The organism is Brucella sp. BE17, assembly GCF_039545455.1.
Taxonomy (GTDB): domain Bacteria; phylum Pseudomonadota; class Alphaproteobacteria; order Rhizobiales; family Rhizobiaceae; genus Brucella.
Genome location: NZ_CP154467.1, coordinates 1,957,380 through 1,968,385 on the forward strand (window position 1 = coordinate 1,957,380; position 11,006 = coordinate 1,968,385).

Below are 11,006 nucleotides of genomic sequence, written 5' to 3' on the forward strand. Positions count from 1 at the left end.
ATTTTGTACCTAATTTGTACTGCAAATGCGGCCCCATTGTTATAGCATTGGGTTACAGTATCGGCGCTTTGAGCCTGCAAGTTGCAAAATCAGGCTCGCCACCACAACAGAACTGCAAAAAGCCGGTTTAACCGGACGGTATGAATAAGGAGAAGGCCCGCATGAAGGAAGCCTCGGCAACGCAGACGATTGCGCTGGTCGATGATGACCGCAACATTCTGACCTCCGTGTCTATCGCGCTTGAGTCGGAAGGCTACCGGGTTGAAACCTATACGGATGGCGCTTCGGCGCTGGACGGTCTGATGGCTCGCCCGCCTAATCTTGCGATTTTCGATATCAAGATGCCGCGCATGGATGGTATGGAGCTTTTGCGCCGCCTGCGTCAGAAATCCGATCTGCCCGTCATTTTTCTCACCTCGAAGGATGATGAGATCGACGAGCTTTTCGGGCTTAAGATGGGGGCGGATGATTTCATCACCAAGCCGTTTTCTCAGCGTTTGCTGGTGGAGCGCGTCAAGGCGGTTTTACGCCGGGTCGCAGCGCGCGATGGCACGGCGAAGTCGACCGGCCAGCAGGCGAAATCACTGGAACGCGGCCAGCTCGTCATGGACCAGGAACGCCATACCTGTACCTGGAAGGGCGAACCCGTCACCCTCACCGTTACGGAATTCCTGATCCTGCATTCGCTGGCGCAGCGCCCCGGCGTTGTGAAAAGCCGTGACGCGCTGATGGATGCGGCCTATGATGATCAGGTTTATGTGGATGACAGGACGATTGACAGCCACATCAAGCGGCTCCGCAAGAAATTCAAGGAAGCCGACGATAGTTTCGAAATGATAGAAACGCTCTACGGCGTCGGCTACCGCTTCCGCGAGGCGTGAGTGATCGATAGCAAAGGTGCCGGGCACATACACGGGTCCGGCACTGGTTAATTTGAGTAACAGGATAAGATGGTCGCAGAGACCCGGAACGATGGCCTTGCAAGGCCTAAAGCTGGTTGGCGGGAGCGCAGGGCCCGGCGGCAACGCTCGGTATTCTGGCGGCGTTTTTTTGCGCCTTTCCGCAAGTTTCTGGGCCAGTACCTGTTTTCAAGCCTGACGCGACGCATCCTGTTTCTCAATCTTGCAGCGCTCGGAGTACTGGTTTCAGGCATTCTCTACATGAACCAGTTTCGGGAAGGACTGATCGATGCCAAGATCGAAAGTCTCCTGACACAGGGCAAGATTATCGCAGCCGCAATTTCGGCTTCGGCGACGATTGATACCAATTCGCTGCTGATCGACCCTGAAAAGCTCCTGGAGCTTCAGGCCGGGCAAAGCCTGACGCCCTCGCCTGATTCGCCCGACAATTGGGAGTTTCCGATCAATCCCGAAAAGGTTTCTCCGTTGCTGCGCCGGTTGATTTCGCCAACCAGCACACGGGCGCGCATCTATGACCGCTATGCCAATATGTTGCTTGATTCGCGCGCGCTCTATTCGACGAGCTTCCCCTCTGCCGGCCCGGTGCTGCGCTATGATCTGCCGCCGATTGAAGAAGATGCCCCCGATTTTTGGGAGCGTTTCAGTAACTGGATGATGGCCCTGTTTTATGGCGGCGGTTCGACCTATCAGGAACAACCGGGCGGCAACGGGCTGGCTTTTCCCGAAATCGTCAAGGCGCTGTCCGGCTCGCCGCAGACGGCGCAACGGCGCAATGAAAAAGGCGAGCTCGTGGTATCGGTTGCGGTTCCAGTCCAGCGCTCGCGTGCTATTTTAGGTGTTTTGCTGCTCTCCACCGAAGGCGATGACATCGACAAGATCGTTCAGGCCGAGCGCATGGCGGTATTCCGCGTCTTTGGCGTGGTGGCGCTGGTAATGGTGATCCTGTCGCTGTTCCTCGCCTCGACGATTGCAAGTCCCTTGCGCAAGCTTGCGGCCGCAGCCGACCGCGTTCGTCATGGTGTTAAAAGCCGCGTCGAGATTCCTGATTTTTCCGAACGTCAGGACGAGGTCGGACACCTCTCCACATCGATCCGCGATATGACCGATGCGCTCTATACACGTATCGAAGCCATTGAAAGCTTCGCTGCCGATGTCAGTCATGAGTTAAAAAATCCGCTCACCTCGTTGCGCAGCGCTGTGGAAACGTTGCCGCTCGCAAAGAGTGACGATTCGCGGAAGCGGCTTCTCGATGTCATCCAGCATGATGTGCGTCGTCTCGATCGCCTCATCACCGATATTTCCGATGCATCGCGGCTCGACGCAGAACTTGCGCGCGAACATATCGACCGTGTGGATATGAAGGTGTTGCTCATTAATCTGGTCAATGCAGCGCGCGAAGTGCGCCGCAACAAGGTTGGCACCGAGATCGTCTTCAATGTGGGCAAACCTCCAGCCGGGCGAAAAGGCTATACTGTTGCCGGTCATGACCTAAGGCTTGGGCAGGTCATCAGCAATCTCATCGAAAATGCCCGCTCCTTCGTGCCCGAGGATACCGGTCGTATTATTGTGACGCTGGCTGGAGACGGCGCTCGTTTGCGGGTTCTGGTCGAGGATAATGGCCCCGGTATCCCGGCAGAGAATATCGAACGTATTTTCGAACGCTTTTATACCGATCGCCCGGCCTCGGAAGCTTTCGGCCAGAATTCGGGTCTCGGCCTTTCGATCAGCCGCCAGATCATCGAAGCGCATGGTGGCACGCTGATGGCGGAGAACATCTTCGACCCGGCTCAACCGGAAACGGTTAACGGTGCGCGCTTTATCATTGACCTGCCAACCGGATCATGACGCCCGAACAGGAAAAAAGCGGCGTGCACGCCACAACCCTACAGTTAAAGGGCTGCGGTGTGATGATCATGGGGCGCTCTGGTGCCGGTAAAACCGAGCTTGCGCTAATGTTGATCGAACGGGCGGGCCTTCGCAGCGAAAAAGCCTTTCTGGTCGCCGATGATCGAACCTTGCTGCGTGTGCAGGGGAGCAAGCTCGTTGCCAGCGTGCCGGCAGCTCTTGCTGGCGGTGTGGAAATCCGGGGAGCCGGATTGTTCAAGGTGCCTTTCATTGCTTCGACGTCGCTCGACCTGGTGATTGAACTTGTCACTGCCCCTGAAGCCGAACGCTATCCCGGCGGCGGTGTCTGGAACTTCGAGGGCGTTACGTTACCGCGACTGCTTTTGCCGGCTCTTTGGTCCAATGGTGATTCCATTGCGCTTTCGCGGGCAATCGAGGCCACATTGTTCTACGAGCCCTGGCTACCACAAAAAAGCTGACCTTGAGTGACGAGTGCACGCATTCTTGCATAGCTCTGCGGCATTTTGCATTTTTCAAGGCAATGTGGAGATTTTTCACTTGCTATCAGGATTTGCCCTGCCAAGATGCACAGCTCGCCGGCATGTTTCCGGCTATTGCATGATCCTGAAAATCGCACAGGTTTTCGGAAAATCACGCTAAAACAAAGCATGTGCCATCTGGTCGTCACTCAGGACGATGCGGCGGGCGCGCGACGGGAGCTTTTATAGTATGATCGGACTCGTGCTTGTTACGCACGGAAGGCTGGCCGAAGAGTTTCTTCATGCCGTAGAGCATGTGGTGGGCCCGCAGGACAATTTCGAGACCGTGTGCATCGGTGCGGAAGACGATATGGAACAGCGTCGGCAGGATATTGTCGATGCTGTCGAGCGCGCCGGTAATGGAAATGGTGTCATCATTCTGACCGATATGTTCGGCGGTACCCCTTCCAATCTGGCTATTTCAGTGATGCAGGAAGGCAGGATAGAGGTCATTGCCGGTGTGAACCTGCCAATGCTGATCAAACTTTCCAGTGTACGTAGCGGCGGCGATATAAAGGCTGCCCTTCGCGAAGCACAGGATGCGGGGCGCAAATATATCAATGTCGCCAGTCAGGTCCTGACAGGAAAGTAACTTATGCACTCCACTGTCACCGTTACCGGCGAGTATGATGCCGATATAGCACTTTCCCGGTCGCTCGAAATCCTCAACAAGCGGGGGCTTCATGCGCGCGCTTCGGCCAAATTCGTCCAACTTGTCGATAGCTATGACGCGCATGTCCGTGTGTCCAAGGATGGGATGACGGTCGGCGGCACCTCAATCATGGGGCTGATGATGCTTGCCGCCTCCCCCGGTTGCTGCATCGAGATCAGCGCTTCGGGCGAACAGGCGGAAGAGGTGATGGCCGCTCTCGAAGCGCTGATTGCAGACAAATTTGGCGAAGAAAGCTGATGGTCTCGCCTCTTTTCGGTATGCACGTATAAAGATTTGTTTATGTTGCGTTGTGCTGGAGCTTGCGATCTGCTAGTCAGAATGCAGGCCGGATGCATTTTGCCCTAAAACGCATTGAAACGCATTGCGGCGCGATTTTTATAACGCGATTCCGCGCCTCCTTCATGCTTGTGCCGGAATTGCATCTCACCGGAGCATATGATGACCGCAAATCAGGATTTTGTTGTCAAGGATCTTAGCCTCGCCGATTGGGGCCGCAAGGAACTCGACATTGCCGAAACCGAAATGCCAGGCCTGATGGCGTCCCGCGAGGAGTTCGGCAAATCCAAGCCGCTTAAAGGTGCACGCATTTCCGGCTCGTTGCACATGACCATTCAGACCGCCGTGCTGATTGAAACGCTCAAGGAACTGGGCGCGGATGTGCGCTGGGCATCGTGCAACATCTTCTCGACGCAGGATCATGCAGCCGCAGCAATTGCAGCGACCGGCACGCCGGTTTTCGCCATCAAGGGCGAGACTTTGGAAGAATACTGGACTTATACAGATCAGATTTTCCAATGGCCGGATGGCGAACCCTCCAACATGATTCTCGATGATGGCGGCGATGCCACCATGTATATCCTGATCGGTGCACGCGCTGAAGCGGGCGAAGATGTGCTCTCCAAGCCGGAAAGCGAAGAGGAAGAAGTACTCTTTGCCCAGATCAAGAAGCGCATGGCCGCGACACCCGGCTTTTTCACGAAGCAACGCGCAGCCATCAAGGGTGTGACGGAAGAAACCACCACCGGCGTCAACCGTCTTTATCAGTTGCAGAAAAAAGGCCTCCTGCCCTTTCCGGCCATCAACGTCAATGACAGCGTCACCAAGTCGAAATTCGACAATAAATACGGCTGCAAGGAATCGCTGGTCGATGGTATTCGTCGCGGCACCGACGTGATGATGGCGGGCAAGGTCGCGGTTGTCTGCGGCTATGGCGATGTCGGCAAAGGCTCGGCGCAATCGCTTGCCGGTGCAGGCGCTCGCGTGAAGGTGACGGAAGTCGACCCGATCTGCGCATTGCAGGCGGCAATGGACGGTTTTGAAGTTGTTACACTCGACGATGCGGCATCAAGCGCCGATATCGTCGTCAGCACAACCGGCAACAAGGACGTGATCACGCTCGATCACATGCGCAAGTTCAAGGACATGTGCATTGTCGGCAATATCGGCCACTTCGATAATGAAATTCAGGTGGCTGCGCTGAAAAATCTGAAATGGACCAATGTAAAGCCGCAGGTCGATCTGGTCGAATTCCCCGATGGCAAGCGTATTATTCTTCTCTCAGAAGGCCGCCTGCTTAATCTTGGCAATGCAACCGGGCATCCCAGCTTCGTCATGTCGGCCTCCTTCACCAATCAGGTGCTGGGCCAGATCGAGCTTTTCACTCGCGCCGATCAATACAAGAACGAAGTCTATGTGCTGCCAAAGCATCTCGATGAAAAGGTCGCTCGCCTGCATCTCGACAAGCTGGGTGCCAAGCTGACCGTGCTTTCCGATGAACAAGCCGCTTATATCGGCGTCACTCCACAGGGACCGTTCAAGTCGGAACACTACAGGTATTAACCATAGCGGAAAGACCTACTAAATATTGAGGCTGGGCGGTTCACAAACTGCCCAGCCTTTCTTTTTGTAAGCCACATGCTTCACGTGGATTCCCGGTAAGGGTATTGTGAAGGCGAATCACAGGCATTTCCGAGGCTGATACGGATCGGTTTCTTGCACGGACATGTGTGAAACAATGTATTTTTCTGGGTGTTTGTGTTGTGTTTTTAGCCAGTTCTGGCGGGAGGCAATGAATTGCTTCGTTTCCGGAATTCGTTTGGTTCCGGTGACCGTTAGCGAGGCGCGAAACCAGATCGAACAATGAGATATTCTGTAATTTGGCTGTGTGTGCATTGTGATGGCCGCGCAGCTGGGGTGGTGGAGAAAAGGCAAACATGCGAGAGGTCGGCTTACCGGATAAAGCCCGGTGCAAACCCGCAATCGGGACAGCCCGCAATTTTGCAGCTGGCCTTGTAAGGGTTGCAAGGCCTCTTCGCCGCTTATTCTTCAAGGGCACCGTATCGGTAGGGGCTATTATCGCCGCAGCCCCCGCCTTCGCACAAGGCGCGCGCATCGACCTTCCTTTTGGCAGTGGTAGCGTGGGTGCATTTGAGGTCATCCAGTTCTCCATGTTCGTCGGTGCCATGGGCGCGGCGCTGCTTTCGGCAGGTTGGGTCATTCGTGAGCGCACCCGCACTGCCAATGAAAACAAAGTCTTGCGTTCCCGGCTCGCCGATTTAAGCCTGAGCGCACAACGCAATGAAGTGCTTCTCAATCTCAAGGATCAGCGCATCGTTGTCTGGGATAACCACAGTGTGCATACCGATGTGGTCGGGCAATTGTCGGAAAATAGTGGCGTTCCGCAGGAACGTTCGGCTTTTCTGGCTTTTGGTCGCTGGCTGCGTCCGCAATCGGTTGCAGTACTCGAACACGCCATTGCCCGACTGCGTGAAAACGCGTCCGGCTTTAACCTGACGATCGAGACCAATCAGGGTACCTTGCTCGATGTGCAGGGCCAGATATCTGGCGGCTTTGCGGTTGCCCGCTTCTTCAGCCTCGACGGTGTGCAGGCCGAACGCGCAACACTTCAGGCGCGCAACCAGGAGTTGTCCGAGCGTATCGAATTGCTGCGGCGTCTGCTTGAGCATATTGAGCAGCCGGTGTGGCTGCGTGACGCCAGTGGCCGTCTGGAATGGGTCAATCACGCCTACGCGCAGGCAGTTGGCGTTGATGAACCCAGCCAGGCGCTTGCTGACAATCGCGAGCTTTTCGGTGCGCAGGCGCGGCTCAGGCTTTCACGCGACCGTTTTGCCGAACCAGTATTGCACGAGCAATTGGGTACCGTGGTACGTGGTGACCGCCGCATGTTCGATGTGACCGATGTGCGGACACAAACAGGATCCGCAGGACTGGGCTTCGATCTGAGTGAAATCGAGCAAATCCGCGAGGAGCTGAATCGCACGTTGAAAAGCCATTCGGAAACGCTGGATCAGCTTTCGACGGCCGTTGCGATTTTCGATCCCGACATGAAGCTTCAGTTCTTCAATCAGGCCTTTGCCAAACTCTGGTCGCTTGATACGGCATGGCTTGAGACCAGACCCAGCAATACGCTGATTTTTGACCGTCTGCGTTCGGAAGGAAAGTTGCCCGAGCAGCCGGAATGGCGCAAATGGAAGGATTCCATGATTTCCGCCTATCGTGCTGTGGAACCGCAGCAGCATATGTGGCACCTGCCCGACAGACGCAGCCTTCGTGTGGTCGCCAATCCGCATCCGCAGGGCGGCGTGACATGGTTTTTTGAGAATCTGACGGAGAAATACGAGCTCGAAGGCCGCTATAATACACTGATCAAGGTGCAGGGCGAAACGCTTGATCATCTTGAGGAAGCTGTCGCGGTGTTCGGTTCGGATGGTCGCTTGCGTTTGTCAAACCCGTCTTTTGCGCAACTCTGGTCATTGCCTGCCGCCATGGTCGTGGAAGGTACGCATATTTCCAGCATCGCACGGCTTTGCAATAAACGCGGTGGCAGCGTCTGGGATGATTTCGTTTCGTCTGTGACCGGCTTTCTGGACACGCGCGATGGCCGAACAGGACAGGTGGAACTGGATGACGGCATCATCCTGTCCTTTGCCACCGTGCCGCTGCCAAAAGGGCAGACCATGCTGACCTTTATCGATGTCAGCGATACGGTTCGCGTCGAACGGGCATTAAAGGAAAAGAACGAGGCACTGGAACTTGCCGACCGGATCAAGAATGATTTCGTGCAGCATGTTTCTTATGAACTGCGTTCGCCGCTGACCAATATTATCGGCTTTACTGAATTGTTGCAGACACCGGCTTTCGGCTCGCTCAATGAGCGGCAGATCGAATATCTCGATCATATCAGTACGTCTTCCTCGGTCCTGCTCACCATCGTCAATGACATTCTCGATCTTGCCACCGTTGATGCCGGCATCATGGAACTGGAGATTGGCGAGGTTTCGGTGAGCGAGGTGGTGTCGGCTGCCGCCGCACGTGCCACCGAGCGCCTGCATGATCACGATATCGGGCTTGATATCGACATCGCCGACGATGTTGACGTGTTCAAGGCCGATTCAAACCGTGTGCGTCAGGTTCTGTTCAATCTCCTGTCGAATGCGGCGGATTATGCGCCCGAAAGCTCGACGGTACGGTTGCAGGTCGTGCGCGATGGTGACGATCTGGTTTTTGCTGTGCATGATGACGGTCCGGGCATGCCGCATGACGTGCTGGAAATGGTGTTCAAGCGTTTTCAGTCCTATCCCAATGGTGGGCGCAGACGCGGCGCGGGGCTTGGCCTTTCGATCGTCAAAAGCTTTGTCGAACTGCATGGCGGCAAGGTCGATATCAAAACCGATGCTGGTAGGGGCACAACCGTGATCTGCCGCTTTCCATCCGAAGCACGCAGCTTCCGTGCGGCGGCTGAATAAGGTAAATGGTGCTGATGAGCGCCCAGAAAAATATTGAATTCGTCCTCCCCGACGAGGCGGCCACGCAACGATTTGGCGAAGATTTTTCCTTTGCCCTGCAAAAGGGTGATTTCGTCACGCTTTCGGGCGACCTTGGAGCAGGAAAATCCTCGTTGGCGCGTGCCATCATTCGCGTCATTGCCGATGATGAAGCACTGGACGTTCCAAGCCCGACATTCACGCTGGTGCAAAGCTATGAGGCCTTGCGGATACCGGTTGCCCATGCTGACCTCTATCGCATTTCGCATGGTGAGGAACTCGATGAGCTGGGGCTTGCCGAATTTCTGCAAGAGGGCGTTGTGCTTTGCGAATGGCCGCAACAGGCGGAAGGCTTTTTGCCGGACGTCACTTTTGCGGTTCATCTGAGCCATGAAGGGGCAGGGCGACGCATTGCAATTTCGGGGCCTCAAGTAGCAATCCTTAGGCTAGAACGTTCGCTTGCCATAAGGGCGTTTCTGGACAAGCATGACCGCAGCGATGCAATTCGCCGCTATCTGCAAGGCGATGCCTCTCCGCGCAAATATGAAATCATTCGCAGCCGGCACGGCATTGAAATCCTGATGAACGCACCGCAAATGCCCTATGACCCGCCGCTGCGCAATGGCAAATCCTATCGCCAGATCGCGCATCTGGCGGAAAATATTCTGGCCTTCGCGGTCATCGACGGGCTGCTTGCCACGCATGGCTTTCGCGTGCCGGAAATGCGCGCCGCCGATTTTGACACCGGTTTTCTCATTCTGGAGAATCTCGGTACAACAGGCATACGCGCTCAGTCCGGCGAGCCTATCCGCGAACGTTATGAAGCGGCTGGTCGTTTTCTCGCGCATTTGCATGGCGTCGCGTGGCCGGATCGCGTGCCGCTGGATGGATATCCCGATCATGTCATTGCGGGCTTTGACCGTGACGCAATGATGATCGAGGTCAGCCTTTTCGGGCAATGGTACGCGCCGCGCATGATGGGCAGACCCCTGACCGATGCTGAAAAGCAGGCCTATGAAACGGCGTGGGACGAGGTGATCGACGCCATCGCCGATTGCGAAAAGAGTCTGCTCTTGCGTGATTATCATTCGCCGAACCTCTTCTGGTTCCCGGAAAAAACCGGTAAGGATCAGATCGGGACAATCGACTTTCAGGATGCGATGATCGGGCCTGCCGCTTATGATGTGGCATCGCTGGCGCTCGATGCGCGGGTGACAATTTTGCCGGAACTGGAACAGGCGGTTGTCAGCGCCTATTGCGACGAGCGCTTGAAGTTCGGCCATGCGTTTGATGAGACGTTGTTCGGCAAAGCCTATGCCGCCATGGGTGCGCAGCGCAACGCGAAGCTTTTGGGGCTTTTCGTGCGGCTTGATGAGCGTGATGGCAAGCCGGATTATCTAAACCATTTGCCGCGCATCCATGATTATCTCGGTCGCGTGTTAAAACACCCGGTCATGGCGCCGGTGGCGCATTGGTTTGACGAGCATGGGCTGATTGGGGAAGGAACGGCACAGAATGAAAATGCCTGATACGGCCATCATGCTTGCGGCAGGGCTTGGCAAGCGCATGCGTCCAATCACCGAAACCATCCCAAAGCCTTTGGTAAAGGTTGCCGGAAAACCACTGATTGACTGGGGCCTTGATGCTTTGGCACAGGCAGGCGTCAGAAACACAATCGTCAATGTACATTATTTAGCCGACAAACTGATTGATTATCTGAAAAATCGCACCTCGCCCGAAATTACCATTTCCGACGAGCGTGACCTGTTGCTCGATTCGGCTGGCGGTATCATTAATGTGCTGCCACTGCTTGGTGATAAGCCGTTCTATGTTCTCAATGCCGATACATTCTGGGTTGGGGATGAGGCAAAGCCGAATATTTTGACGCTTGCCGATGCCTGGGACGATAGCCAGATGGATATTTTGCTGATGACAGCAAGCCTTGAGCAGGCCACAGGTTTTGAAGGCAAAGGTGATTTTGTTGCAGATGGGGAGGGGCGCTTGGGCCGCGCCCGCGATGTTTCCGGTGAGCGGGTCATCTATGCCGGGGTTGCGATCCTGCATTCACGCATTTTTGCTGACGCAGAACCCGGTGTTTCCTCGCTCAACCGCTATTTTGATGCGGCGATTGCATCAGGTCGGTTGTATGGTATGCCGATGACTGGGCATTGGCTCACCGTTGGCACACCGGAAGCAATTGGCGAGGCGGAGGCTGCACTTTCAGCTTTGGCATAAGGGGAAACTG

9 protein-coding genes are annotated in these 11,006 nt (G+C 55.4%); all 9 read left to right on the top strand.

The window, feature by feature from the left end:
* Nucleotides 1-161 precede the first annotated feature (161 nt).
* Nucleotides 162-881, top strand: a complete 720-nt coding sequence (locus tag AAIB41_RS09555; RefSeq protein WP_343313093.1) for a response regulator transcription factor — start codon at nt 162-164, stop codon at nt 879-881.
* Nucleotides 882-950: 69 nt separating this feature from the next.
* Nucleotides 951-2,765, top strand: a complete 1,815-nt coding sequence (locus AAIB41_RS09560; protein WP_343313094.1) for a sensor histidine kinase — start codon at nt 951-953, stop codon at nt 2,763-2,765.
* Complete coding sequence (locus AAIB41_RS09565; protein ID WP_343313095.1) at nt 2,762-3,244, top strand: HPr kinase/phosphorylase; 483 nt, start codon at nt 2,762-2,764, stop codon at nt 3,242-3,244. Before AAIB41_RS09560 ends, AAIB41_RS09565 begins: the two co-directional genes overlap by 4 nt.
* A gap of 250 nt (nt 3,245-3,494) precedes the next feature.
* Nucleotides 3,495-3,896, top strand: coding sequence for a PTS sugar transporter subunit IIA (locus AAIB41_RS09570; protein WP_343313096.1), 402 nt, complete (start codon nt 3,495-3,497; stop codon nt 3,894-3,896).
* A gap of 3 nt (nt 3,897-3,899) precedes the next feature.
* Nucleotides 3,900-4,214 (top strand): HPr family phosphocarrier protein, encoded by a 315-nt coding sequence (locus AAIB41_RS09575; protein WP_343313097.1) that lies wholly within the window; start codon nt 3,900-3,902, stop codon nt 4,212-4,214.
* A 201-nt stretch (nt 4,215-4,415) separates the two neighbouring features.
* A complete protein-coding gene (gene ahcY / locus AAIB41_RS09580; protein ID WP_343314726.1) occupies nt 4,416-5,816 on the top strand; it encodes an adenosylhomocysteinase in 1,401 nt (466 codons plus the stop codon).
* 374 nt (nt 5,817-6,190) lie between these two features.
* Complete coding sequence (locus AAIB41_RS09585; RefSeq protein WP_343313098.1) at nt 6,191-8,743, top strand: PAS-domain containing protein; 2,553 nt, start codon at nt 6,191-6,193, stop codon at nt 8,741-8,743.
* Nucleotides 8,744-8,757: 14 nt separating this feature from the next.
* Entirely contained in the window at nt 8,758-10,290 is a 1,533-nt protein-coding gene (gene tsaE / locus AAIB41_RS09590) for a tRNA (adenosine(37)-N6)-threonylcarbamoyltransferase complex ATPase subunit type 1 TsaE (protein ID WP_343313099.1), read from the top strand.
* The gene (locus AAIB41_RS09595; RefSeq protein WP_343313100.1) at nt 10,277-10,996 is read left to right on the top strand and encodes a nucleotidyltransferase family protein; all 720 of its coding nucleotides are present in this window, start codon (nt 10,277-10,279) and stop codon (nt 10,994-10,996) included. The genes tsaE and AAIB41_RS09595 overlap by 14 nt, the downstream gene beginning before the upstream one ends.
* Nucleotides 10,997-11,006 lie beyond the last annotated feature (10 nt).